Raw genomic sequence first — 24,540 nt, 5'->3', positions numbered from 1 at the left:
ACCTATTCCGCGATGGTTACATCCGCAAACGGCACCAGGCCGAAGGGCTGGATGGCGACACCGGAAACGCCGTCGCGCACCGTCGCCATCAGGGTGGAGACCGGAAGCGGGCAGGTGCCCCAGTCGTCCATCAGCATGCCTTCGGCTTCATGGTAGATCGCGTAGCGTTCCTTGTTGTCCGCCGTCATCGATGCCTTGTCGATCAGCGCGTCGAACTCGGCATTCTTCCAGCCACGGTTATAGGGGCTGTCGGAGTACCAGAGCTGCGAAAGGAAATAGAGGCCGTCAGGATAGCCCGCGCTCCAGCCCCAGGCGAAGAACGGCGTCTGCCCCGAGTTGATCGACTTCAGATGCGTGCCGCGTTCCACCAGCTCGACATCAACCGGCATGTTCAGGATTTCCTGAAGCTGGCTTGCGAAATAGAGGTGCTGGTTCTTGTTGGGCTCGGTCGTGCTCAGCTTGATCGGCGGCAGGCCATCGCCATTCGGATAGCCGGCCTCGGCGAGAAGCGCCTTGGCCTTTTCCGGATCGTATTCGATCTTGGGCAGGTCCGGATTGTAGCCTGCCACGCCTTCCGTCACCTGGCCGTAGAGCGGCTTGGCTGCCCCGCTGTAAAGGCCGGCGATCATCGCGTCCTGATCGAGCGAGCGGCAGACGGCCTCGCGCACCCGCTTGTCCTTGAAGGGCTCATAGAGATCGGAATTCATGGCAAGGTAGCGAACCTGCGCGCGCGCCGCCGTGATGGCGCGCTCCTTCAGCTCGGGATTGCCCAGCACGCGGCGCATGCTCGGTCCGTCCACGACCATCACGTCCAGATCGCCGGTCTCGAACATAGCCATGGCCGTTTCCGGCGAGGGGATCACCACGAACTCGACACCATCAGTGGCGGGCGCGCCACCCCAGTAATCGGCATGGGCCGCCAGCTCGACCTTCTGGCCGCGGCTCCAGTTCTCGAACTTGAATGCGCCCGTTCCAGCGGAAACCTTGTTGTACCATTCAGGGCCTGCCTCTTCGACAATGCCGCTGTCGAACAGGTAGATCGGATAGATCGGAAACAGCACGTCGGGTCGCGTGAAGGCCACTTCGACCGTGTAATCGTCCACCACGGTGACGCCGGAAAGCGTGTCGGCGCTTCCATCCTTCATGGCATCTGCGCCGACCACGACATCCAGATAGGGCGCGTTGAGGCCCGCCTTGTTGCCGGGGCGCAGAAGCTCTTCAAAGGAGAACTTCACATCTTCTGCCGTGAATTCGCGGCCGGAATGGAATTTCACGCCTTCACGCAGCTTGAAGCGGAAGCCGAGATTGCCTTCCAGCGGTTCCCAGCTTTCCGCCAGCGCGGGGATCACCTGTCCGTCCGCATCGATGGCTGTGAAGCTTTCATACATGTTCGAGATCACCTGACCGGCGATCAGCTCCGAATAGGTGATCGGGTCGATCATGGACGGATCGGCTGCGATGTTGACGCGCAGGTCTGCCGCCATGGCGCTGCCAGCTCCGGCCAGAATGGCGGTGGCCAGAGCCGTCGCGCCAAGTGCTTTTTTCAGATCGATAGGCATGTATTCACTCCCCTCATTCAAGCTGCCCGATATGTCAGGCAAATAGATATCGTCGGCAGAGCCGGTCCGGTCTGCCGCAAATTCCCGGTCATCCAGTTGAGCGTCGTCGCTGCTTGGCGGCCGCCGTTTCGGCAGTCTGCCTTTAGAGCAACAATGTCGAGCCGGTATCGCCCCTCACCGTTTCCGACAACGTCCTCTGATCCTGTCTCCGGTTTGACGTTAGACTCGAAACGCGGTTTTCGCAATATGCATATGCATTATTGCGAAGAGACGCTCTTGCGCACTCGACAAGGCCCAACGGTGGAATTAAGGCTGGGGCATGGGCAAGCTGGAAAACACGTCGACGAGGCGAGCGAAGAACGGAGCGGTGCGACGCGTCACGCTGCGTGAGAAGATCCAGACAGATCTGGAAACTCGCATCCTTTCTGGGCAGTGGCACACTGGCTATCGCATCCCGACCGAGAAGGAGCTTAGCGAGCACTACGCCTGCTCACGCATCACCGTTTCCAAGGTGCTGATGCTCCTGGCGCAAAAGGGACTGATCGAGACGCGCAAGCGCGCCGGCAGTTTCGTCAGGCGCCCCATCGCGCATTCGATCATCCTGCAGATCCTAGACCCTGCAAGTGTCGCGGAACAGGCGGGTCTCAACTACCGATATGAGTTTCTTGGTCAAGTAGAGCGAACAGCGGCGGACACGGATTGCGCGCAGCTGCGCACACAGGCCGATGACCAACATGACGTGCTTGCAATCCGTTGTCGTCATCATATCGGCGACAGAATCTATTGTTATGAAGAACGGATAATCAACCTCAATCTTCTGCCCGAAGCACGGTCGGTGGACTTCGAGACGACGCCCCCTGGGGACTGGTTGATTGATTATCTGCCATGGCGCTCGGGTGACGTGGTGATTGGCTCCTCGCTGGCCGACGAGATGCTTTCGCAAGTGCTGTCACAGCCCTGCGGCGCGGCAGTCACGAATATTGAGCGCGTGATCCATGCCAATGGCGCGGCGGTATCATATGGGATGGCGTGGTATGCGGGTGACATGACCAGACTCAAGGCACAATATCACACCGCGCCGGTGGACGGCATCCAGCCATGAGAGACTGTAACGCTTCTGATTTTCTGGGCTTGTAACGTTAACGACGAGGCAGGTGTTTGCGAGATTGGCTGATGGCTATGAAGGCCGCATCTGCCAGTTAGAAGCGCCATCGTTTCCCCTCCGAGATCATCGCGCACGCTGTCTGGCTTTATTATCGGTTCCCGCTGAGCCTCCGTATGATCGAGGAAATGTTGTTGGAGCGTGGAATTTTGGTTTCCTACGAAACGGTCCGGTGCTGGGGCATGAAGTTCGGCCCTGCCTATGCGCGTGACCTGTGCCGCAAGCAGCCATCCCGCAGTGATGTCTGGTTTCTTGATGAGATGCGCATCGTTGTTGCTGGCAATAATCACTGGTTCTGGCGTGCCGTCGATCAGGACGGATACGTGCTGGGCGAAATCGTTCAGGCCCGCCGCAACACCAAGGCTGCCAGGCGATCGCCGACCCGGCTTCTAAAAAAACAGGGGATCGCGCCAAAACGGATGATTACAGACAAGCTGCGCTCTTATGAGGCCGCCAGGCGACAGGTCATGCCGACTGTCGAGCGCTGATCGCACAAGGGATTGAACAACCGTGCGGAGAGTTCGCACATGCCGCTGAGAAAACGGGAATGGTCAATGCAGGGCTTTCGGGCACCGGGAAGCCTGCAGCGTTTCATCCCGATCTTCTCCGCCGTCCGCAGCCTTTTCGTCCCGCCCCGCTCACAAACGCTCCGCTCTCGGTATTCGCAGTCATCGCTTGCGTGCCATGGCCGAATGGAACGCTGTAACCAGAGCCAGCTGAAACCCTGCGTTCATGCCTCGTTGCGCCTGACTGAAGTTTCCGTGACAATCCCGGAAGCGCAAGCCATGGCATCTCCGTGTACATTTGTGCGAGATGTTTCACAGCTTCTGGAACCTCTGTTCCATGTAACTGGCTGATATTGCTCGCGTACTCAAAATGGTGGCGGAGGAGGGAACGGAACCTCCAATCCTTCTAAGTAATTGATTTTCGCAATCAAATATCTGACATTCGCGTTCAGTGGCCTTGTATGCTCGTACCGGGACCCTAAAAAACTGTCAAGTGATCGACCGCACGGCGCAACGATAGCTGGCCGCCAGTATCGTTAATAAGGCGCATCGGCGGTTCCCGTTGCATAAGACCTAATGCCCTCGAGGGGGCAGCCGCTTAGGGGGGCTCTGAGTAGGTGTGGGGTGCTGAATCACTGTGTATCTCGCCGCTTATCATCGACCTCAGCTGCGCAGTCGACAGCGACAAAGATGGCGGTGTCTGAGCTGGGTTGCGCCCGCTCAGCAGAAACAGATCTCCCATCACCGCCTCAAATTTGTGGTCGTGAATAACATCATAACCCAGATGAACAGGTCCAGCGTCTACCCACTCCTGTTTGAATAGTCAGGTGCGTTTCTTCTGGCTCTTTTGACCTAAACCGCTCTTCCAAAAGGGTCGTTGCTGCCGATGAGCCTTTCAGCTCGCTCGCTGTCGAAGTGTCGGCAGCTGGTCGATAGAGCTTTTTTCAACCTCAACGTCTGGGCGCAATCCTGAGGTGTCCGTCAATGAAAGGCTGCGGCGCGGAGTGTTTACATCCCATAACTTCAAAGAATACCGGCGCCACTTTTCGCTATTTGACAAAATGGGTTGAGGACTTGCCTGATGGCGAAGACCATAACCAATGGGGAGCAGGATGAAAGAAATTACAAACACGTCTGTGTTGTCCGCAACACTTCTCTTGGGCCTTGCGTGGACCGGCCCGGCGCTTGCGCAGGACAAGGTTCTGCGCATCGGAATTAATTCGCCGGAGATCAAGACGCTGGACCCGCACCGCGCGTCGGCCACTGCAGAAAAAGGGCCTATGAGCTGGGTCTTTAATGGCCTCGTACGTTTTCCGGCTGGCAGTGCCGACCCTGACGCACTTGAGCCAGATCTGGCTGAAAGCTGGACTTCGTCTGAGGACGGCACTGAATGGACATTCACCCTGAAGCAAGGCGTTCCCTTTCACGGCGACTGGGGAACGCTGACTGCTGCTGACGTAGTATACTCGCTGGAACGCGCAAAGGATCCGGAACGGTCGAGCTTTGCGGCAGCCTACAAGGCATTCGAAGCAATCGAAGCGTTGGACGAACATACGGTGCGTATCGTTCTGGCGCACCCGGTGCCCGGATTTCTTGGACTGGTATCGAACTACCACGGTGGACAAATCATCAGCAAAGAAGCAGCAGAGGCGAGCGGCGATGACTTCGGTAAGGCGCCTGTGGGCACCGGACCATTCGAGTTCGAGCGATACGATACGCAGCAAAAAGTCGTATTTGTCGCCAATGAAGATTACTTCCGCGGTGCACCCAAAATCGACCAGATCGACTATAGGCTCATCCAGGCGGACGCCAGCCGCGAACTGGCTTTTGCTTCCGGAGAATTGGACCTGATCTATGGAAAGCGCGAACAACGGTGGATTGATCGCTGGCAGCGCGAGAATGATGTCGAGGTCGATGTCTTCTGGCCGGCGGAGTTTCGTACCCTCCACCTGAATACTTCCATGGCGCCGTTGGATGACAAACGGGTACGCCAGGCGGTGGCCCACGCCATCAACGTGGACGAAATCGTGGGCTTTGTTGGCGCAGACGTGGGACCACGCGGGTGTTCGGTGGTGCCGTCGGGCTATCAGGGCGAAGACTGTAGCGCTGGGGCCTACGTCTACGATCCCGAAGCGGCGAAGCAGTTGTTGGCGGAGGCGGGATACCCCGACGGGGTGACCATTAGCTCCGTGGTCTCCAGCAACAATGCTCAGTTGCCGATCATGGAGGTGATCCAGGCACAGCTGTCAAAGTCGGGCATTACGCTGGAAATGCAAGTGGTTGATCACCCGACCTATCATGAGATGATCCGCGACGATCTGAGCGGTGCAACCTTCTACGGTGCGGCACGTTTCCCGATTGCCGACAGCTACCTCACACAATTTTATCACTCTGATGCCATTGTCGGGAAGCCGACGGCGATTACAAATTTCTCGCATTGCGACGTTGCGGATGCAGCAATTGATGTGGCAAAGATCGAGGGCGACCCAAAGGCCCAGAAATCGCGTTGGGCAGAGGCGCAGCGACTGATCCATGAAGAAGTCTGTTCCGTGCCACTCTTCAACCTACGCCAGGTTTGGTTGCGTAGAGCGGATGTGGACTACGGTTATGTGTTGGACGGCGAGATGAATCTCGCCCCCCGTATCACTGAGATGACTGATCTGAATAGATAGTGCTGTGGTCGCGGGCAAAGGCATCCGCTGTTGCCCGCACCCTGTCTACGAATGCCGTTACAAGGCGGCGGTTGCGACCGTGCCGTAGGCGGCAGAGCTGGAAATCCAGGAAGCTGTCAGGAACGAAGGGGCGCACGGAGACGCGTCCCTCAACCGTTTCGGCATAGGCCGGGTGCACCAACGCCACGCCCATACCGGCGGCCACGAGTTCACACACATTTTGGGCCGTTGTGGCCTCTGTCACGATGCGGGGGCGATTTTGCTCCGCATCGAAGATGCGTTCCAGCTGAAGACGGGTGTAGCTGCTGTGCATAAAGGCGACGAGTGGCTCACCGGCCAGATCCGGTGCGGTCAGAGTGTCCCGTTCGGTGAGGTGGTGGCCTGGCGGCATCATGCAGACCATTGGCATATTCAGGATTGGCTCGGCGCGAATATGCGGATCGTCGACACGGCCGGCGACAATACAGACATCCACCTTGCCCGATCGCATCCAGTCAACCAGATACTGTGATGACCGTGCATGCAGTGAAATGAAAACATCCGGCTGCTCCTCCGAGAAGCTCCGGATCGCAGTTGAGATGAAGCGCCCGGAAAGTGCGGGCAGGACGCCGATGGTCAGGTGCCCTCGTTCTTCGTTCCGAAGGTTCTCGATAGCCAGGCCGATCTGGTCCAGCCCGGTAAAGATTCTGTCGACCTCTTCATAAAACCGCTGCCCCCTCTCCGTTGGGACCAGAAGCCCACGCCGTCGTTCGAACAGGTCGATGCCTGAATCAGCCTCGAGATTGGACAGGAGCTTGCTGGCGGCGGGTTGCGACATGTGCAGCGTTTCAGCCGCTCGGCTAACGGTGCCGGTTTCGATAACCGCCTTGAAGACTTCGATCTGCCGCAGGGTCGGTTGCCGGAATATGCGCGTCATCACTATCTCATAACCTATAGGAATACCGGATGTGGAAATTGGACTTTGTGACGATAGTCCGTCTCGTACTAACGTGACAACACTTTAGGGGAGGCGAGATGGCGGACTTCGATGCAATCGTGATCGGTGCAGGCACTGTTGGTGCCGCCATCGGCTATGGCCTCGGTCTGCGCAAATGGCGAGTGCTGGTGCTCGATGGGGCGGACACGGATTTCCGTGCAGCGCGGGCGAACTTCGGTCTGGTCTGGTCGCAGGGGAAGGGCAGGGGGATGCCAGCCTACCAGATGCTGACCAAGCGCAGCAGCGACATGTGGCCTGAGTTTCACAGGGAGTTGCGCGACACGACCGGTGGGATGGCGATCGACTATCAGCATTCCGGCGGCATCGCGTTTTGCATGGGTGATGAAGGGCTGGAAGAGCGGCAGACTTTGATCGCCGCCTTACATGCCGAACATATAGCGTTTTGCCCGGATATCGGAGAGCCAGATGTTGAGATGCTCACCCGTGATGAGGTGCAGGGTTTGATGCCGGAACTTCGGCTGGGCAATCGGGTTAGCGGAGCCAGTTTTGGCAAGCGCGATGGCCACGTGAATCCGTTGCAGCTTCTTTCTGCCCTGCACAAGGCGATCCGCATCCAGGGCGGCGAGATCCGGGGAAATACCGTTGTTGAGGATATTCGACCCGGGACTGGCGGCTATGAGGTGCGAAGCGGTCGCGCGCGATGGCGAGCGGAACGCGTGATCATTGCTGCCGGGATTGCGAGCGGTGATCTGGGTCGTCTGGTCGGACTCAACGTGCCTGTCCGGGCACAGCGCGGGCAGGTGCTGGTGACACAGCGTCTCGCACCGCTTCTGCCGCTTCCCTGCAGCGGGCTGCGTCAGACGGCAGAAGGCACGATCATGATCGGTGCGACCAAGGAAGAGGTGGGCGCCGACGTTTCAGCCACGACGCGAGCTTCGGCATGGTTGTCGCGCAAGACGGTCGAGATTGCTCCGGATCTGGCGCGTGCGCAGTTGGTTCGGCACTGGTCGGGACTGCGGATCATGACGCCCGACGGTCATCCAGTCTATGCGCAGTCCGAGGAGCACCCTGGCATCTTCGTCGCAAGTTGCCATTCCGGTGTCACGCTGGCTGCCGTTCATGCAAGCGAACTGGCCGGTCATATTGCGGCGGGAGCTCTGCCCGCAAACTATGAAACTTTCCACCACAGGCGTTTCGATGTTCAAACAACTCACTGACCCCGGACAGTCGGGATTCCATGTCTATGTCGATGGTGAGGCGGTGATTGCCCATCCGGGTGATACGGTGGCCGCCGTCCTCTTGCGCACGCCACCGTATGTGGCGCGGCATACGCCAGTCAGGGAGACACCCCGTGCACCGTTCTGTCTGATGGGTGTCTGCTTCGATTGTCTGGCAACGGTGGACGACAGGACGTCAGTTCAGACCTGTTTGGTTGAAGCGCGCCCGGGGATGCGGATCGAACGCCCGCGGGGCAAGTTGAAGGTGGCGCAATGAAGACCGAACATGACATTTTGATTGTCGGCGCAGGCCCTGCTGGAATGGCCGCTGCCGTGCAACTGGCCGAATTGGGGCTGTCGCCTCTTGTAATTGATGAACAGTCTTCTCCTGGCGGGCAGATTTGGCGCGCTACCGAGGGACCTCGTTCGGATGCGGTGAAACAGGCACTTGGCCCGGAGTATGCCGAAGGCGCCAGCCGCGTGGCCCGGTTTCGTTCCTCCGGCGTGGATTACATGCCTGGCACACGCCTATGGCATCTTGAACCAGGGTTCCAGGTATTCATGTCGCGTGATGAAGGCGCGTTTTCTCGCCGTTACAGCGCGGTCCTACTTGCCACAGGGGCGCAGGAGCGCCCGGTGGCGGTGCCGGGCTGGACCTTGCCTGGTGTCTTAACCGTGGGCGCGGCGCAGATCCTGCTCAAGACCTCGGCACAAGTGCCTGATGCACCTGTCTGGATTGCCGGGTCCGGACCGTTGCCGCTGCTGTATATGCGGCAGTTGCTCGCGTTAGGCGGAGAGGTCGCGGGTTTTCTGGATACCACGCCAAAAGGGCAACTAGGACGGGCCATGCCCCATTTCATGGCCGCGTTGCGTGGGCGGGGCGATCTGCTCAAGGGCATGGAATGGCTGCGCCAGTTGAGGGCGGCGGGTGTGCCGTGGCTGCGCGGGGTGAGCGATGTCCGCGCCCTTGGGCGGGAGCGGCTCGAAACGCTGCGCTTTGCCACGGTCGATGGACGCGTGCATGAACGGCCTGCTTCGCTTTTGCTCTTGCACGAAGGGGTGGTGCCGTCGATCCATACGACGCTCGCCATGAACTGCGATCATGACTGGTCCGAGGCGCAAGGCTGTTTCATCCCGAGCACGAATACCGTCGGCATGACCAGTGTCGAGGGGCTTTTCCTCGCCGGGGATGGCGCTGGGATCGGCGGTGCACTGGCTGCCGAGGAACGCGGCAGGATTGCAGCGCTCGGTATCAAGCAATATCTCGGGCAGGGCGCACCGGAGGCGCAGTTGCGCACGGTGCGTGCCAACCTCGCTCGGCGTCTGGCCTCGCGACCTGTGATCGACGCGCTCTATCCGCCGCCCGCAGAGGAGCCCCATGACGAAACCATTGTGTGCCGCTGCGAAGAATTGACTGCGGGGGAGCTTCGAGCCGCAGCCAAGTTGCATCGTGGCGGGCCGAACCAGGTCAAGGCTTACACCCGCTGCGGCATGGGGCCATGTCAGGGACGTCAGTGCGGTTACAGCGTGAACCGTATCCTGTCACAGGAGTACAACCAGAGTCGCGCCGACACCGGTTTCTTCCGCATCCGTCCACCACTGAAGCCCGTCACGCTGGGTGAACTCGCCGCTTTGGAAGAAGGGCGCGAGGCACCATGAGCACTGCGGACGTCCTTGTCATAGGAGGCGGATTGCACGGCCTGTCAACTGCGCTGCATCTCGCGCGGCGTGGCGCGAAGGTGATTATCCTGGAAGGAGAATTTATCGGGCGTCATGCGTCGGGAGCCTCCGCCGCCGGAGTGCGAACTCTAGGACGCAACCCGCTCGAAATGCCGCTGGCGCTGCGGGCCATGAGGATGTGGCACAAAATTGAGGAACTCGTCGATGACGATTGCGGGTTTCAAGCACATGGTCAGTTGCGGGTCGCTGAGACTGAGGCCCAGCTAGAAGGTGAAGCCAATCGCATTGCCCAGTTGAGGGCGCGCGGATATGCCAACGAGAAAGTGATCGGGCAGGAACAGCTGGGAAAGCTGGTTCCCGGCATCAACCCGAAATTCATCGGCGCGGCATATGCGGCCGAGGACGGCGCGGCGGATCCGCATCGCACCCTGGTGGCTTTTCGCGCCGCCGCGGAAGGGGCGGGCGTGATCATTTATGAGAGGGCACCGGTGCGCTCGATGACAAGACAGGGCGATACGTGGGTTCTGGAGACCGGAGCAGGTGTCTTTAAAGCGCGCAAACTGGTCAATGCGGCAGGTGCTTGGGGCGCGCGCATCGCCGCGATGACGGGAGAAGTGATCCCCCTGTCGGCTAAGGCCTCAATGATGATGGTGACCGAACGGTTGGCCCAGACAATCCGTCCTGTGGTCAGCATCGTGGGACGGTCGCTGTCGTTCAAGCAGTCTTCACAAGGCACGCTGGTGCTGGGTGGCGGCATTCAAGGGCGCTATGATCTGGAGAGCGGGTGCACCGCGATGGATTTCCACGCGCTCGCTCGAGGCGCTGCGGCGGCTGGTGAGTTGATGCCCGCAGTTACAGGCACCCGGATTACCCGCTGTTGGTCGGGGATCGAGGGTAAGACCAGCGATCTATTACCTGTTATCTGCCCAGGGAAGGCCACAGGCCTTTTTCATATCTTCGGCTTTTCGGGGCACGGGTTTCAACTCGTGCCCGCAGCAGGAGAAGCTATGGCCGAGATGGTGACAACGGGCGCCGTACCTAAGGCTATTCTACCGTTCAACGCCGACCGACTCACAATCAATGGAGCCGTTGCATGATTCAATATGTGACCAGGCGCGTCCTGTTGGCGATACCGACGCTGCTTTTGATGCTGACTGTCATATTCGTGCTGGTCCGGCTGGTGCCAGGCGACGCTGCGATTGCGATCCTAGGTGATCAGGCAAGTGCGGAATCCCTGGCAGCCATGCGTGCCCAGCTGGGGTTGGATCAGCCAATCCATATCCAGTACCTCGACTTCCTGGCTAAGGCTGTAACCGGTGATTTCGGGCGCTCATTATCTACCGGACGCAGCATCTTGCAGGAAGTGGCGATCGTCCTGCCCTATACGCTTGAATTGACGGCGGCAGCCTTGGTGATCGGGGCGGTCGTGGGCATACCGATGGGCACCTACGCAGCGTTGCACCGCAACCTCTGGCCGGATTACTTCAGTCGCATTCTGTCGCTGGTCGGGTTGTCCTTCCCTGCTTTTGTCTCGGGCATCCTGATGCTTCTTGCCTTCGCGGTCCAACTGCGTTGGTTCCCGGTGATCGGTAGTGGCGGTGATGGCGTGCTTGATCACCTGCGAAACCTCGCACTGCCCGCGCTGAACCTTGGGCTCATCATGACCGCCTACATAACCCGGGTTACGCGATCTTCCATGCTGGGTGTTCTGAACGAGGATTACATCCGCACTGCGCGCGCCAAGGGTGTGCGGCCCGGGCAACTGATCCGGCGTCATGCGCTGCGCAATGCGTTGATCCCGGTGGTGACTATTGTTGGGCTCTACTTTGGGACGCTTATCGGCAATTCCGTCCTGACCGAGATCGTTTTTTCGAGGCCTGGACTGGGGCGGCTGATCCTGGGGGCGTTGAACGCCAGAGACTATACCTTGCTGCAAGGTCTGATGGTGGTCTTCGCGACCTTTGTGATTCTTGTGAACATGCTGACTGACATTGCCTATGGGCTGGTCGATCCGAGGGTGAAATACAACTGATGTTCGCAATAACCGAACCCCGTATCAGAGAAAACGCACTGTGGTTGGCGTTCCGCCGTAACCGCCTTTCATGGGTGGGGCTGGCACTTCTTATCATAATTGTATCTGCGGCAGTCTTTGCACCACTGCTGGCGCCCTACGATCCGCTGGAGCAGCATATCGTCCATCGCCTGCAGCCACCGTCTGCAGAGTTCTGGCTGGGTACTGACACCTATGGGCGCGATGTGCTTTCGCGGCTGATCTATGGCGCGCGCGTGTCGTTGGTCGTTGGCTTCGTTGCCATCCTTATCGCGATGGTGGTGGGGTCGGCCATCGGCATTCTGTCGGGCTTTATAGGCGGCATTTTCGACCGTGTGGTTATGAGCTTCTTTGATGTGATGCTGTCGTTTCCCACGCTGCTTTTGGGTCTCATGATCGCTGCGATGCTGGGGGCGAGTTTCGAGAACCTCGTGATTGCCATCGCAATCACCGAGATCGCGCCATTTGCGCGGGTGGCACGTGCGCCGACGATTGCGCTGAAGCAGCGGGATTTCATCGAAGCAGGTCGCGCCATGGGGTTTTCGAGCACCCGGCTCATGGGGTTGCACATCTTTCCCAACATGGTGTCCGAGGTGGTTGTCATGGGGTCGATGTGGATGGCCAGTGCCATTCGAACCGAGGCCTCGCTGAGCTTTATCGGTTTGGGCGTACCACCCCCGACTCCAACATGGGGCAGTATGATCCGTGAAGGCTTCGAGAACATCCTCGATTCTTGGTGGCTAGCCATTTTCCCGAGTCTCGCGATCCTTCTGACCGTATTGGCACTGAACATACTGGGAGATGCGTTGCGTGACGCGATTGACCCCAAAACCCGCGCCGAATGAGAGAGGCACTGCAGTGACAAAAGACCTTTCTCCAATTCTCGACGTTCGGAACCTCAGGACGGAATTTCGTGGCCGGGACGGGTGGCAGTCCGCGGTGCACGACCTTTCGATGCAGATTCACGAGAACGAGACTTTGGCGGTTGTTGGGGAATCCGGTTCGGGCAAGTCGGTCACGGCCCTGTCGATTCTACGGCTCTTGCCACCTGGTGCGCGGATCGCCCGGGGAAGCATAAGCTTTGAAGGTCAGGACCTGACTCGGCTTGATGAAAGCAGTATGGCTGACATTCGAGGCAATCGGATCGCCATGATCTTTCAGGAGCCGATGACTTCGCTCAATCCTACGATGACGGTTGGCGAGCAGATCGCGGAATCACTTTCTATCCACCGCGGAATGACCGGACGCGCGGCATCGAGCGAGGCGCTGGCACTGCTGGATCGAGTACGCATTCCCTCGGCCAAGCGGCGGCTGGGCGAGTTCCCGCACCAATTTTCGGGTGGAATGCGGCAGCGAGTGATGATTGCCATTGCACTTGCCTGTCGCCCCCGCCTTCTGATCGCCGATGAACCGACAACGGCATTGGACGTGACTATTCAGGCGCAGATCCTGCATCTCATCAAGGAGTTGCAGGATGAAGAAAAGATGGGTGTCCTGTTTATTACTCACGACATGGGAGTTGTTGCCGAAATTGCAGACCGGGCGGTGGTGATGCGCCGTGGCGATGTGATGGAAACAGGCGATTGCCGCGAAATCTTCGCCTCGCCAACACATCCCTATACCCGAAAGCTTCTGTTTGCGGTGCCCAGACTGGGGGCAATGGACAGCGCTGATCGTCCCACACCCTTTCCCGAAATGGATGAGAACGGGCAGGCGATCACTCCGGCCGTGCCTGAGGTGGATACGGTTCAAAGGGACAAGGAACCGCTCTTGCAGGTGCGGAACCTATGCACACGGTTCGACATCCGTGGTGGTTTGTTCCGTACGGTGCGTGGCAGGGTGCATGCGGTGGAGAATGTCTCCTTCGATTTACGTGCAGGCGAAACCCTTGCTCTGGTGGGAGAGAGTGGTTGCGGTAAGTCAACCACCGGCCGGTCAATTCTGCATCTGGAAAAGCCTCGGTCAGGCGAAGTCCGGATTGCGGGGCAATCCCTTGCTGAACTGAGTGGCGCTCGCTTACAGACTGAGCGCTACCGGATGCAGATGATCTTTCAGGACCCGTTTGCCAGCCTCGACCCGCGCCAGACTGTCGGTGCCGCGATTGCCGAGCCGTTGCTGGTGCATGGATTGGCCAGCCAGAAGACGGTTCGCAAGCGGGTGGCGATGTTGCTGGAACAGGTTGGGCTGCCAGCAGCCGTGGGCGAACGTTATCCGCACGAATTCTCGGGTGGGCAACGCCAGCGTATCTGCATTGCCCGCGCGCTTGGCATGGAGCCGCAGCTGATCGTGGCGGATGAGAGCGTTTCGGCGCTGGATGTCTCGATCAAGGCGCAGATTGTCAACCTGATGCTGGAACTTCAAGCCCAGCTAGGATTGGCCTACCTGTTCATCAGCCATGACATGGCGGTGGTGGAGCGTGTCAGCCACCGCGTGGCAGTGATGTATCTGGGTGAGATTGTCGAGATCGGACCGCGTGCGCAGGTGTTTGGTAACCCGCAACACCCCTATACGCGCAAGTTACTTTCAGCCGTCCCTGTGCCCGACCCGGCACGACGGCGGGTCAGGCAATCGATTGCAACTGACGAGATTCCCAGCCCGATCCGGTCCGCTGACTACGCTCCTCCGATCCGGAGCTACTACGAGGTCGGAGAAGATCATCTGGTGATGGAACACTAAGAGTGTGGCCACCGGGACTGTATCGCCCGGTGACGCATTGCGTCAGACCGCTGCCCAGCCCTGGCTGACCGCTTCGCGCAGTATGTCGACCGAGGCAAATGCCGTTGCAATTTCCGGAAGTATGCGGTTTTCCGAGGCGAAGTCTCGCCCGTAGAGTGAGGAAAAAATGGTGGCTCCCGCGCGGTGCAGAGGAACCTCCACGCCTGTCATCTCGGCCAGTCGGATCGTTGTCAGTAGACCATAGGGCACATCTTCGGTGACGTAGCGGGTGTCCAGTGTCTTGGGGCCGTTCACGCCTTTTCGCATCGCCACGATCTGGCACAACATTTCGGCCAGCGGGCCGATTTCGACCTTTCCGGGTATTGCGTAGGCCTGCTGAATGCTGCGCGTTTGGACGTCAAACGCTGAAGCGACCGCCTGCCGCTCACGGTCCAGGTCTTCCAGAAACCGTGCGACAGCGGGGGTGATATGAGCCTGTTGTGCCCAGTCCTCGGCAAGCTCCATCCGGGTAAGGTTGAACATGGCAATACCGTAGTGCACCACTGGATTGATATTGCCTAGATCGACGCTGATCAGGTCAGATTTCAGCGAAAACCGGTCTCCAAAGAGATCACGGCACAGCGCCAGCGCCGGATCTCCCGCATCAACAGGGATCACCGCCATTTCGACCTTCGGCCGTAAGAGCGAGATGGAAACGGCTGTCGGTCCGGTCTGGCGTCCGGTCGAAGCGGTGGTGTTCCAGACCACGATGGAGCAGGATAGCCGCCGTTCGGCAAGAAGCCGGGAGAGGTACAGTGCGGCGAAGCTCAGATGCGCACTGATGATCACGGTCTGCCCATCGCGCAGGGCCGGCACGATTCGATCCAGCACGGCACGATAACCATAAGCGGGGACGGCGAGGATCAACACATCTGGTGTCGCTGCCTGTTCGGGGCTCGCTGCTACGCTTACAGCGAAACTTCCCTCAAGCGCATTGCTTGCGGCCAGGTTCGCCCCTTCAGCTAGTTCATGGCCGCGCGTTCCGGAAGGTGACCAGATCATCGGTTGATGACCGCGAGATGCCAGGACAGCGGCATAGGAATAGGCGACGCCGCCAGCGCCAAGAATGGATACCTGCATTGGAACTCCGTGTCATTGGTTGTGATGCGGACAAAGCAGGCTTCTTGACGGGGTGCAAAGTCTGAATTTTGTGTCCGATATAACTGTTCGTTATGTCGTTTCCTGACAGTTCAAAGGGGCCGTTGCATTAACGGTATAGAATAGCGTTTTCCGTCGGTGGTGCTTGCCGCTTCTGGCAATGGCTCGGCACAAAGCTGATCTCGTTGATCACCCTGGTTTCGCAGTTCTCAGACTGGCTTTCTTGATGGTACGAAAAGGCTCGATTCCGGCGGGCACGGCTTTCGCTCCGGTCGGCATTGTAACATTAACCGAGTGGCGATTGGCTTGTGCGATTCTATTGCATGACCCAAACTGACGTGGTCCAGGAAACCCGGACAGGTTGTTAAGGTGTATCCCATTGATCTGAAGTGATACGAAAATGGTGAAACGCCGGTATTTTTCTGACACGTTTAAAGGGAAGGTTGCGCTTGAGGCTTTGCGTGGTGACAAGACGATCCAGGAGATTGTAGCCGAGTATCAGGGGCATCCGAACCAGGTGAGTAGCCTGCCCCTATGGTGTCCGGCTTCAGGGCCAACGAGACAATTTCGGCTTAACGGATAGAGGAGGATTTCTGGTTCATCGTAGCCGTTTAAGGAGCAAAGATAAGACTGAGATCCGGGACACAGAAGGAGCCGGCGCAGAAGGTCATCAAGGACATCCGCCGTGCCACCCGCAAACAGTAATGGAAAGAGGTGGTTCGCAGCGTGTTGCAAGGCCAAGTGTGCGGCGAAGTCAGCGCATCGGACCGAAAACGCTTTCTGCGTTTCGGTCCGATGCTTATCAAGAGTTCAGATTGTCCATCGCGCGTCCGAATGGATGCTCGGCGATTTATGCCTGCGTATCAGCCAGAACGCGAACGTTGTAGATCTCGTCAGCCGGCAGGGGCAGGAGGCGTTGCGCCATTTCTGATTTCAGCGCTTCATGGCGCGTAATCTCTTCGGGCGACTTGTCTTTCTTCGCGCCGAGCACCACGAATTCTTCACGAACATGGCCCGCTTTGATCGTGGCTTCGGCAGTGCGTCCCCGATAGCTGAACCGGAACAGATACGGCCCCGGCAAGTCTGAAATGACGTCCTTGCCGCCGATGGAACGATCGACCGTCAGACGATCATCGGTCAGCGCGCGTGTCACGGCTTCCAGCGCATCCCGACCGCCTGGGCCAGAAAAGGCCGTCAGGATGGAAATCTCTCTCCGTTCGACAAGTCCATCCGACAGGAGCGGAAAGGCAGCCTGCATGGCTTTCAGACCATGCACCACCCCACCGGGGAATCCGCCGCCATGAAAGGTCAAAAGCTGGTCGAAAGTGAAGGTAAGTTCGGTTCCGTTCTCAAGAACGGTAATCTTGTCATGCATTCAGATAGTCTTTCAGGTTGGGAATAAAGCGATCAAGAAAGCGCGTGGTGGCAGGCATGAAGTGTGAGCCATGGTGGAAAAACGGGTCCAGCGACGAAACAATCATCCGGCCGGGTGTGGTAACCGTATCCTCGTAGAGGATCGCGCGATCCTCGCGGTCGGTCGCCAGCACATGCGCGCCTTCAGGCGGTCTGAACCAGCCATGCAGGTGCCAGGCTAGATCCTTCCTGCCCATGCCGGCCAGCAAGGCGTGGTCCGGGGCAATGATGGACACGCCGAGATCTGCGCCCGGCTCAAGCCACCACCACCAATTGGTTGGAACTGACGTGAATTCAATGCCGGGCATCCAGAGATCGGAGCGGCTTTCGCCAAGTGCAACAACCGTTCCGCCTGCCTCAAGGTGGCGTAGCACCACATCGCGCTGTTCGATCATCCTGTGCGCCGGTGTACGGCATGGCACCCACAGGGCATCACTCGGCCGCAGCTCATCTGCCAGCATCTCCGGGGCGCAGACAACGTCAAATGTGTCTTCGTAGCGTGGGCTCTCAAGGCTGTGGATGTGATAATAGGTCCCCGATGAGGGCGCTATGAGGCGACGCTTCCTGCTCCGCGACGACTTCATCCCGCTATAGGTCTCAGCCGGCGCAAGTTTCGTCTCCGCCTGCGATGCTTTGGCAGCAAAAACCGGTGTTGAAAGGCACGTACCGCCGCCCGCCCAGTCGATTATGCGTCGGGCAAGCTGCGGAGAGAGCCCCCATTCGCGCCCCATCGAGCCCAGGTCATTGCCGGAATGGGAAAAGACGCGGCCACCTTCCGGCCGGCTCCAGACCCAGTCGACCGGCACATGCGTGGAACCAAGCCCGTTGATGACCACAGCGCCCGGCGGTGGCGGGTTGCAGCCTCGGCCATAAAACCCGGCAACGCCCTTGTTGGTTTCCAGTTTTTCCAGATCGATGCCATCGAACAGCGGGTGCCGGTTGACCGAGATCAGGTCTAAGTCGGCACGCTTTGGTTGGCAGATCGGTCGATACTGGGAAAGGCCATCGATCAGCGGTCGCACCATGTGACCATTGAAAAACCAGCGGCCACCGGCATCAAGGAATGCCGTGAGGGTATCCCTCATCGTCATCATGGTATTCTGGTCAAGCTGGTTGCCGGTGATCAGCCCCTTGTGCGCCAGCAGGATGCCGGGCGTCAGCTCATTCTGACGAACAATTGAGACTTCACCCCGGGTAGCTGCATCACGAACCGCCTGTGCCGGTTCCTCGTAGGTGGAGTGCAGGTAGAGAACACTCATGCGGCGGCCTCGATGCCTGCGAATGCGGGAACGATGGCCTGGCGTTGCGCACCGGACGGGTCGTCGACGTCGACCCAGCACATGGGCACACCGTAGAGTTCAGAAAGCCGTGCGGGTTCGATCATCTCTCGGACAGGGCCGTGTACTTCCTGGCCGCCAGGCATCATCATGAGAACGTCGTCGGCCGCTGCCAGCGCATGATTGGGGTCGTGCGTGGTGAACAGGATCGCCCTGTCCCGCCGCTCACGCAGCCCATCGAGCAGTTCCAGCGTTCGGGCCTGATTGCCGAGGTCCAGCGCTGATGTTGGTTCGTCGAAGACCAGCGCCGGTGAGCCCGTCGCCAGTGCACGGGCGATGAGCACCATCTGGCGCTGCCCGCCCGACATTCGATCATAACGCAGATCCGCCAGATGGTTCGCGCCGATTTCGGACAAGGCTTCAAGCGCAGCCGCACGGTCCTGCGCCTGGGGCTGGCCGAACAGGCCCAGGCGATCAGCGCGGCCCATTATAACCACTTCGGCACCCGTCATCCTCGCCTGCGATGCGCCGTGCTGCGGCACATAGCCGGTCACCCGCGGGGCTTTCCTCGCGCCCCCCGAGAGAGGCTGAAACCCCAGAAGTGCGCGCAAAAGCGTGGTCTTTCCCCGTCCATTGGGGCCAAGCACCGCCATGGAGCGTCCCACGGGCACTTCGAAGCTGATGTTTGTGAAAAGAGCCCGGTCGCCAAAGGAGACCGTAGCATTCTGCAAACCGATCATGCCCGGTTCACCTCCTTGAAATGACGCCGCAGCAGGAACGCAAATACGGGCGCTCCGATGAGGGCCGTAAGGACGCCAAGCGGAATTTCAGCCGCTGTCAGCGTGCGCGCGAGCGTGTCGATAAAGGTCAGATAGGCTGCCCCGAGAAGGGCAGAGGCAGGGATCACGACCCGGTGATCCTCACCGACCAGAATGCGGGCTGCGTGCGGGACCACCAGGCCGATCCAGCCGATTATGCCGGCAACAGCAACGGATGTGCCCGTCATCAGCGCTATCGCGATGAAGACATACCAGCGCTCGCGGTCTGGATTGACGCCAAGAGCGCGCGCTTCCTGTTCCTCCAGCGCAAGAAGGTTCAGCCGGTAACGCATAAGCCAGATGAGAAGCAGCCCAAGCATCATGCCGGGAACGGCAAGCCACAGGCGCGGCCATGTCGCGGTCGAGAAAGAGCCCATCAACCAGTAGACGATCGCCGGCAATGATGTGTTGGGATCGGCGACGAACTGGACGATTGATACGAGCGCAGCGAAAAGCGAGCCAACGATCATGCCCGATAGAATGACGGTGATGATCTCTGTACGACCATTGATGCGGGCGAGCAGTCCGACCAGAACAAGCGCCACCAGGCCCATAGCGAAGGACATGCCGAGCAGAATGACACCGGCATAGCCAAAGAGGATGGCCAGTGCGCCGCCGAAGGCCGCACCCTGGCTGATCCCGAGCACCTGCTGCGAAACAAGCGGGTTGCGAAAGACACCCTGCAGTGCTGCGCCGCCAACCGCCAGTGCTGCCCCCGAAAGAGCCGCCAGAAGCACGCGTGGCAGGCGCACGAGCAGCACGATGCGCTCATCCATCTGCCCGATGGACGCGGTGGGGTTGGTCGCCGCAGCAAACAGGATCTGCGCGATTCGCGGTGTGTCGACGGAGAAACGGCCGGCGCCGATTGCAAACAGGAGCGATGCGATGAGCACGGCGATCATCACGCCAAACACACCTGCCTGAAGGCCGGCGACACTGCGTCGTCCGGCCTCCCGGGTAATGAGGCTCATTGTTACTGCGCCCTGAACTGGGCGTAGTTCGCCGTCTCACCCTGTGTGTTCAGCCGCAGGATATCGTCGATGTCCTGTTCGGTCAGATCATAGCCGTACAGTTTCTGATACGCATCCTTCATCTCCGCGCGCAGATCGTACTGGAACACCTGCGGGTGGAGCAGATTGGCAAGCCACATCCAGGTGAGCGGGCTTTCCTGGTTCGGCGGATCCCAGCGATAGCCGCCAAGCGGCATCTTGTAGACGCGTCCGTCCTGCGCAGCATTGGTCAATGACAGGATGGGATCGTCATGGATGCGCTCCAGATCGAGATCGGCTTCAAAGCTGTTCAGCAGGATCACGTCGGGATTCCATTCCGCAATCTGTTCCGGGCTGATGGTCACGCCATTGCCTTCAAGATCGGCTGATGCAGAGAGCCCGCCTGCCAGTTCGATGTAGAACGTGTTGTAATTGCCTTTGGCGCCTGAGGCTTTCATGCTCTCGAGCGCGCGCAGAAGATAAAGCACCCTTGGCTTGTCGGTTTCGGTGATCGCTTTGGCCTTGTCGGCCATCTCGGTCGCCACTTCTTCGCGCCAGCGGGTGTTGGCCTCGGCGCGTTCGGGCTTGCCCATCGCTGTTGCGACCATCGACTGATACTGGCGGGCCTTCTCTTCCGTTCCATAGGAGATCAGAAGCGCGTTCAGACCGGCATTGGTGATGGGGTCTACGTAGTCGGCCCCGCGACCGGCCCACTGAACCACCAGATTGGGGTTGGTCGCCGCGAGTTCCTCCACATTGGGGATGAAGTTCGGCGCCGTGATGTCGGAGGGAATGTTCTGAGCTTCAGGAAAGATCTTTCCAAGAATGCCCTGCATGATTGCGCTTTTTGCGGTCGGGTTCATACCGGCCAGCTTCGACGTACCGCCATCCATCGCAATGATTGTCGAGGCCATCGGAATGGGGATGGAGGCGATCCGTTCCGCAGGCTTGTTTAGCGTGATGGTGCGGTTTTCGTGATCGATGATGCTGATCGGTTCCGCGAGGGAACTTCCAGATAAGCAAACGGATGCGAGCGCCACCACGCCACCGAGTGGGAATTTAAAGCAGGACATTGAGGACTCCGAAAACTGGATAAAAATAGGAAGGTTTCTGGATGCATATAAATGTGACTCATAATGTCAAGTTATATTCTGCTTCTATGGAATGGTTCGTTCGAGGATTTGGGTGAATGCGGGAACGATTGATGAGACTGCTCTGACCAGCCCGCGGGTCGCGATCGGGACGGACATGAAGCGCAGATGCGTTGCGGACGTTTCGTGCCGCCCGCGAACTGCAGGCGTGAGCTTTTCCCCTGAATAGTCCGCGAGTTGAAGCTAGCGCGTTCTCAAATTGACAAGCATGACCGAATGACCCGCGCAGAGAACATCACGTCACCGAGGTTTTCTCGCTGACGTGATGTCCCTTGCGGCGTCAACAAGAGTATCAGGCGTCCCGGGGCGCGCCGAGGCGGGCGCGGTGCGGTGCGAAGAGGCAGGTCAGACCCAGGATGATGCCTGATACCGTGGCGATCATGCCAGCGGCACTGACTGCATGCTCACTGCCCAGCCACAACGGTCCGTAACCGGCCAGGACATAGCCGATTGTTGCTGAAAGGGTCGCGAAGACGACGCTCCACAAAACCTGGATTTCCAACCGGTTGGTCATCAGCCGGGCCGCACCGGGCGGGCAGATGAACATCGCGATGACGATGATCGACCCGACGGCGTCGAACGCCGCAACGGCAGCGACTGCGGCCGTCACCACAAGCCCGAAACTGAAGGCTGTGGTTGGAACGCCGATCGTGCCGGCGAAGCCCTCATCGAAGGTAGAGAGCTTCAGGGGACGCCAGAACAGAACCGTTAGCAGAGTGATGACGAGTGTCACGACCGCCATGCGCGGCAATTCCGGAGGCAGATCGGCCAGCGCCGCAGCATCCGTAAGCGACTGCCAGCCATCGGCGGAAAGCCAGATCAGGCTTTCCAGATTGCCATAAAGCGCGTGCTGAACGTCGAGATGAACGGTGCTCGTGTCGCTCTGTTCGAGCAGGAGAACACCGCCAGCAAACAGCGAGGTGAATGCAACCCCCATTGCTGCGCCAGGTTCGATGCGCCCCAGCCGCTTGATGAGCTCGATGAGAATGACGGCAGCGACCGCAGCGCCGGCGGCACCGAGCATCATCGGCCATGTGGTGATGGAACCGGTTATAAGGAAGGCGACGACGATGCCGGGAAGAACGACATGGCTGATGGCGTCGCCGATGAGAGCCTGCCGGCGAAGGATGAGAAAATTGCCTGGCAGTGCGCAGGCAATTGCTGCGAAGATGCCGATCAGAAGCGGTGTCAGGCTCAACTGAACAAATTCGGAACCCATGAGTAGGAAGTCCTTTGAATGCAGACGTTTCAGGCGGTTGCCGGAACGGGTGGGCCGAGATGCCGGTCGATCTCCGAGATTTCGTCTCGGGTGAGGATGGCTTCGATGGGGGTGAGGCCGTCATAGCGACCGGAAATGACATCGTCCTGGTGGATCTGGCGTGCAACTTCCCAGCGCTTCTCGTCGCGCAGCGTTTTCGATGCGAGCGCCTTTCCCTTGGCCGTCGCCACACTGTCGGCCCGTATGAGACCTGCGCGGCGCAGAACCCGAATGGTGAGTGGGTCGAAGATCTGCTCCTGATGCGCGAGAGCGAGCAGCCCCTGACGCATGTGCACCCTGCGCTGAAAACGCAAATGACGGAAAACGGCCGCCAGAACACCGCGATTGGGCGCGAGCAGAAGTGACAGTGCGAAGAGCGCAAAGCACACAATGACGATGATTGGCCCGGTTGGCATTTTGGGAGCGGAGGCCGAAAGCGCCGTGCCGATGTAACCGGAGAGGCCACCCACAGCGCCTGCAATCCATATCACGTGATCTGTTCGGTCGGTCCAGAAGCGGGCGGTGACGGGTGGGATGATGAGCATTGCCACGACAAGGATCAGGCCGACGAGCTTCAGGCCGATCACCGTGACAGCCATCACAAGACCCATCATCGCCAGATCAGTCCTGCGAACATTGACGCCAGAGGCGGCTGCAAACTCCGGATCGAACGCAACCAGCGTCATGGGGCGGCGCAGCATGATCACCGCAAGAACGGACAGTGCGCCACCGATGGCGATGACCACCGCATCCTGGAACAGCATGCCGGCGGTGGAGCCGAGCAGAAACCCTTCCAGACCTGCCTGCTTGCCACGCGACATGGTCTGGATGATCGTCAGAAGAACGATGCCGAAACCGAAGAAGACCGACAGAACCGCACCGATTGCGGCGTCTTCGGCAAGGCGCGTGCGTCGGGAAATCCATTCGACGATAAGGAGGCCGATGCCGGCGCTGATGGCAGAGCCGAGAAGTAGGCCGATGAGACTCCGGCCGTCGCCGCCAAACGCGACCATCAGCATGAAGGCGATGCCGACGCCAGGCAGGGTGGCATGCGCGACGGCGTCACTGACCAGCGCGCGCTTGCGCAGGAAAAGAAAGGTCCCGCCGCTCCCGGCAGCGATCCCGAGCAGCGTCGCTCCGATGGCGACGAGTGCGGCGTTATAACCGGACTGCAATAGCAGGGCGTTGATGAAATTGCTCGACATGGGACTAGGCTGCCGAAAGATTCAGTTGATCGATATGCGCGGTTGCCAGGCGTCCACCATAGGTTTTCTGGAGGTTCTTGCCGGTGAAGGTTGTGGCGACCGGTCCTTCAGCCATCTTGCGGACATTGATCAGCAGAACATGATCGAAATAGTCCGCAACGGTCGCCAGATCGTGGTGTACGCATACGACGGTGCGCTTGTCGGCCTTGAGCGATTTCAAGACATCGATGATTGCTCTTTCGGTAGCCGCATCCACGCCGGCGAAGGGCTCGTCCAGAAGGTAGAGATCGGCGTTCTGGGCCAGGGCGCGGGCAAGAAAGACGCGCTGCTGCTGTCCGCCGGAGAGCTGGCCGATCTGCCGTTGTGCGAAATCCACCATGCCGACCCGTTCCAGGCAGGCCAGCGCGGTCTTGTGATGTTCCCGGCGGACGAGTTTGAGCAGACCCAGTTCGCGAAACAGCCCCATCATGACCACATCGATCACCCGGGTGGGGAAATCCCAGTCGACGGAAGCGCGCTGCGGTACATAGGCGACACGGTGTCGGGCTCTGGTGAAGGGCTCGCCAAACACCGTTACGCTGCCTGAAAGGCGCGGAACGATGCCAAGAACGGCTTTCAGAAGTGTGGACTTTCCTGCACCGTTCGGCCCGATGATCGCGGTCATGCTCTCGGCCGGAATCGAAGCGTCGACCGAGAATACTGCGGGCTTCTCGCCATAGGATACGGTGACGCCCTGCACGGCCAATGGGGTCTCCACTGAACCGTGGGGATTGGTTGTCTGGCCGCCTGGGGAGACCAGTTCCACCGCTGCTTCACTCATGTCTTGTTGCCTT

General features: G+C 59.3%; 20 protein-coding genes and 2 pseudogenes. 11 read left to right on the top strand and 11 right to left on the bottom strand.

Features of this window, described 5'->3' with window-relative positions; translation table 11 throughout:
- Window positions 1-2: 2 nt before the first annotated feature.
- Window positions 3-1,559, bottom strand: coding sequence for an ABC transporter substrate-binding protein (locus BLW55_RS06160; RefSeq protein ID WP_090327536.1), 1,557 nt, complete (start codon window positions 1,557-1,559; stop codon window positions 3-5).
- Window positions 1,560-1,878: 319 nt separating this feature from the next.
- Between BLW55_RS06160 and BLW55_RS06155 the strand changes: the two genes are divergently transcribed.
- The 3 genes and pseudogenes from BLW55_RS06155 (at window position 1,879) to BLW55_RS06145 (ending at window position 5,899) form a co-directional block, all read left to right on the top strand.
- A complete protein-coding gene (locus BLW55_RS06155; protein ID WP_090327533.1) occupies window positions 1,879-2,661 on the top strand; it encodes a UTRA domain-containing protein in 783 nt (260 codons plus the stop codon).
- A gap of 125 nt (window positions 2,662-2,786) precedes the next feature.
- Window positions 2,787-3,441, top strand: a pseudogene (locus tag BLW55_RS06150) (IS6 family transposase).
- Window positions 3,442-4,339: 898 nt separating this feature from the next.
- On the top strand, window positions 4,340-5,899 hold the full coding sequence (locus tag BLW55_RS06145; protein WP_090329905.1) for an ABC transporter substrate-binding protein: 1,560 nt from the start codon (window positions 4,340-4,342) through the stop codon (window positions 5,897-5,899).
- On the opposite strand, the gene BLW55_RS06140 is transcribed toward BLW55_RS06145, so the two are convergent.
- Window positions 5,871-6,815 (bottom strand): LysR family transcriptional regulator, encoded by a 945-nt coding sequence (locus BLW55_RS06140; RefSeq protein WP_090327531.1) that lies wholly within the window; start codon window positions 6,813-6,815, stop codon window positions 5,871-5,873. The two genes, BLW55_RS06145 and BLW55_RS06140, sit on opposite strands and share 29 nt — an antisense overlap.
- Before the next feature lie 98 nt (window positions 6,816-6,913).
- Between BLW55_RS06140 and BLW55_RS06135 the strand changes: the two genes are divergently transcribed.
- The 7 genes from BLW55_RS06135 to BLW55_RS06105 are packed head-to-tail and all read left to right on the top strand — an operon-like array spanning window position 6,914 to window position 14,459.
- Window positions 6,914-8,053, top strand: coding sequence for an NAD(P)/FAD-dependent oxidoreductase (locus tag BLW55_RS06135; RefSeq protein WP_090327528.1), 1,140 nt, complete (start codon window positions 6,914-6,916; stop codon window positions 8,051-8,053).
- Window positions 8,034-8,330, top strand: coding sequence for a (2Fe-2S)-binding protein (locus BLW55_RS06130; protein ID WP_090327526.1), 297 nt, complete (start codon window positions 8,034-8,036; stop codon window positions 8,328-8,330). The genes BLW55_RS06135 and BLW55_RS06130 overlap by 20 nt, the downstream gene beginning before the upstream one ends.
- Window positions 8,327-9,712 (top strand): FAD/NAD(P)-dependent oxidoreductase, encoded by a 1,386-nt coding sequence (locus tag BLW55_RS06125; protein WP_090327523.1) that lies wholly within the window; start codon window positions 8,327-8,329, stop codon window positions 9,710-9,712. Before BLW55_RS06130 ends, BLW55_RS06125 begins: the two co-directional genes overlap by 4 nt.
- Complete coding sequence (locus BLW55_RS06120; RefSeq protein WP_090327519.1) at window positions 9,709-10,830, top strand: NAD(P)/FAD-dependent oxidoreductase; 1,122 nt, start codon at window positions 9,709-9,711, stop codon at window positions 10,828-10,830. The genes BLW55_RS06125 and BLW55_RS06120 overlap by 4 nt, the downstream gene beginning before the upstream one ends.
- Window positions 10,827-11,765, top strand: a complete 939-nt coding sequence (locus BLW55_RS06115; RefSeq protein WP_090327517.1) for an ABC transporter permease — start codon at window positions 10,827-10,829, stop codon at window positions 11,763-11,765. The genes BLW55_RS06120 and BLW55_RS06115 overlap by 4 nt, the downstream gene beginning before the upstream one ends.
- Entirely contained in the window at window positions 11,765-12,628 is an 864-nt protein-coding gene (locus BLW55_RS06110; RefSeq protein ID WP_090327515.1) for an ABC transporter permease, read from the top strand. Before BLW55_RS06115 ends, BLW55_RS06110 begins: the two co-directional genes overlap by 1 nt.
- 13 nt (window positions 12,629-12,641) lie before the next feature.
- Entirely contained in the window at window positions 12,642-14,459 is a 1,818-nt protein-coding gene (locus BLW55_RS06105; protein ID WP_244509003.1) for an ABC transporter ATP-binding protein, read from the top strand.
- A 42-nt stretch (window positions 14,460-14,501) separates the two neighbouring features.
- Here the strand turns inward: BLW55_RS06105 and BLW55_RS06100 are convergent, their stop codons facing one another.
- Window positions 14,502-15,578 (bottom strand): NAD/NADP octopine/nopaline dehydrogenase family protein, encoded by a 1,077-nt coding sequence (locus BLW55_RS06100; RefSeq protein ID WP_090327510.1) that lies wholly within the window; start codon window positions 15,576-15,578, stop codon window positions 14,502-14,504.
- Between the two features lie 418 nt (window positions 15,579-15,996).
- Between BLW55_RS06100 and BLW55_RS21130 the strand changes: the two are divergent.
- A pseudogene (locus BLW55_RS21130) lies at window positions 15,997-16,119 on the top strand (transposase); the annotation flags it as partial.
- A gap of 327 nt (window positions 16,120-16,446) precedes the next feature.
- Here the strand turns inward: BLW55_RS21130 and BLW55_RS06095 are convergent.
- The 8 genes from BLW55_RS06095 to BLW55_RS06060 form a co-directional block, all read right to left on the bottom strand.
- Window positions 16,447-16,971, bottom strand: coding sequence for a hypothetical protein (locus tag BLW55_RS06095; protein ID WP_090327508.1), 525 nt, complete (start codon window positions 16,969-16,971; stop codon window positions 16,447-16,449).
- On the bottom strand, window positions 16,964-18,268 hold the full coding sequence (locus BLW55_RS20920) for a hypothetical protein (RefSeq protein ID WP_244509002.1): 1,305 nt from the start codon (window positions 18,266-18,268) through the stop codon (window positions 16,964-16,966). Before BLW55_RS20920 ends, BLW55_RS06095 begins: the two co-directional genes overlap by 8 nt.
- Window positions 18,265-19,026, bottom strand: coding sequence for an ABC transporter ATP-binding protein (locus tag BLW55_RS06085; RefSeq protein ID WP_090327505.1), 762 nt, complete (start codon window positions 19,024-19,026; stop codon window positions 18,265-18,267). Before BLW55_RS06085 ends, BLW55_RS20920 begins: the two co-directional genes overlap by 4 nt.
- Window positions 19,023-20,075 carry a FecCD family ABC transporter permease gene (locus BLW55_RS06080; protein ID WP_090327502.1) on the bottom strand — a complete coding sequence of 351 codons (1,053 nt, stop codon included), beginning with the start codon at window positions 20,073-20,075 and terminating at the stop codon, window positions 19,023-19,025. The genes BLW55_RS06085 and BLW55_RS06080 overlap by 4 nt, the downstream gene beginning before the upstream one ends.
- 2 nt (window positions 20,076-20,077) lie before the next feature.
- Window positions 20,078-21,166: an ABC transporter substrate-binding protein gene (locus tag BLW55_RS06075; RefSeq protein WP_090327500.1), complete on the bottom strand. Its 1,089-nt coding sequence runs from the start codon at window positions 21,164-21,166 to the stop codon at window positions 20,078-20,080.
- Between the two features lie 370 nt (window positions 21,167-21,536).
- A complete protein-coding gene (locus BLW55_RS06070) occupies window positions 21,537-22,463 on the bottom strand; it encodes a metal ABC transporter permease (RefSeq protein ID WP_090327497.1) in 927 nt (308 codons plus the stop codon).
- Window positions 22,464-22,492: 29 nt separating this feature from the next.
- Window positions 22,493-23,707 carry a metal ABC transporter permease gene (locus BLW55_RS06065; RefSeq protein ID WP_090327494.1) on the bottom strand — a complete coding sequence of 405 codons (1,215 nt, stop codon included), beginning with the start codon at window positions 23,705-23,707 and terminating at the stop codon, window positions 22,493-22,495.
- Between the two features lie 4 nt (window positions 23,708-23,711).
- A complete protein-coding gene (locus tag BLW55_RS06060) occupies window positions 23,712-24,527 on the bottom strand; it encodes a metal ABC transporter ATP-binding protein (RefSeq protein WP_090327491.1) in 816 nt (271 codons plus the stop codon).
- Between the last annotated feature and the right edge of the window lie 13 nt (window positions 24,528-24,540).

The organism is Nitratireductor aquibiodomus (genome assembly GCF_900105565.1).
Lineage (GTDB): Bacteria > Pseudomonadota > Alphaproteobacteria > Rhizobiales > Rhizobiaceae > Nitratireductor > Nitratireductor aquibiodomus.
This window is presented reverse-complemented; position numbering and strand designations above follow the sequence as displayed.

What these genes read in the sequence shown, in the direction of transcription:
- BLW55_RS06130 (WP_090327526.1), top strand. Translation starts at nt 8,034, where the DNA reads ATGTTCAAACAACTCACTGACCCCGGACAGTCGGGATTCCATGTCTAT.
- BLW55_RS06085 (WP_090327505.1), bottom strand. Translation starts at nt 19,026, where the DNA reads ATGATCGGTTTGCAGAATGCTACGGTCTCCTTTGGCGACCGGGCTCTT.
- BLW55_RS06070 (WP_090327497.1), bottom strand. Translation starts at nt 22,463, where the DNA reads ATGGGTTCCGAATTTGTTCAGTTGAGCCTGACACCGCTTCTGATCGGC.
- BLW55_RS06095 (WP_090327508.1), bottom strand. Translation starts at nt 16,971, where the DNA reads ATGCATGACAAGATTACCGTTCTTGAGAACGGAACCGAACTTACCTTC.
- BLW55_RS06145 (WP_090329905.1), top strand. Translation starts at nt 4,340, where the DNA reads ATGAAAGAAATTACAAACACGTCTGTGTTGTCCGCAACACTTCTCTTG.
- BLW55_RS06100 (WP_090327510.1), bottom strand. Translation starts at nt 15,578, where the DNA reads ATGCAGGTATCCATTCTTGGCGCTGGCGGCGTCGCCTATTCCTATGCC.
- BLW55_RS06135 (WP_090327528.1), top strand. Translation starts at nt 6,914, where the DNA reads ATGGCGGACTTCGATGCAATCGTGATCGGTGCAGGCACTGTTGGTGCC.
- BLW55_RS06160 (WP_090327536.1), bottom strand. Translation starts at nt 1,559, where the DNA reads ATGCCTATCGATCTGAAAAAAGCACTTGGCGCGACGGCTCTGGCCACC.
- BLW55_RS06155 (WP_090327533.1), top strand. Translation starts at nt 1,879, where the DNA reads ATGGGCAAGCTGGAAAACACGTCGACGAGGCGAGCGAAGAACGGAGCG.
- BLW55_RS06140 (WP_090327531.1), bottom strand. Translation starts at nt 6,815, where the DNA reads ATGACGCGCATATTCCGGCAACCGACCCTGCGGCAGATCGAAGTCTTC.
- BLW55_RS20920 (WP_244509002.1), bottom strand. Translation starts at nt 18,268, where the DNA reads ATGAGTGTTCTCTACCTGCACTCCACCTACGAGGAACCGGCACAGGCG.
- BLW55_RS06080 (WP_090327502.1), bottom strand. Translation starts at nt 20,075, where the DNA reads ATGAGCCTCATTACCCGGGAGGCCGGACGACGCAGTGTCGCCGGCCTT.
- BLW55_RS06125 (WP_090327523.1), top strand. Translation starts at nt 8,327, where the DNA reads ATGAAGACCGAACATGACATTTTGATTGTCGGCGCAGGCCCTGCTGGA.
- BLW55_RS06120 (WP_090327519.1), top strand. Translation starts at nt 9,709, where the DNA reads ATGAGCACTGCGGACGTCCTTGTCATAGGAGGCGGATTGCACGGCCTG.
- BLW55_RS06075 (WP_090327500.1), bottom strand. Translation starts at nt 21,166, where the DNA reads ATGTCCTGCTTTAAATTCCCACTCGGTGGCGTGGTGGCGCTCGCATCC.
- BLW55_RS06065 (WP_090327494.1), bottom strand. Translation starts at nt 23,707, where the DNA reads ATGTCGAGCAATTTCATCAACGCCCTGCTATTGCAGTCCGGTTATAAC.
- BLW55_RS06060 (WP_090327491.1), bottom strand. Translation starts at nt 24,527, where the DNA reads ATGAGTGAAGCAGCGGTGGAACTGGTCTCCCCAGGCGGCCAGACAACC.
- BLW55_RS06110 (WP_090327515.1), top strand. Translation starts at nt 11,765, where the DNA reads ATGTTCGCAATAACCGAACCCCGTATCAGAGAAAACGCACTGTGGTTG.
- BLW55_RS06115 (WP_090327517.1), top strand. Translation starts at nt 10,827, where the DNA reads ATGATTCAATATGTGACCAGGCGCGTCCTGTTGGCGATACCGACGCTG.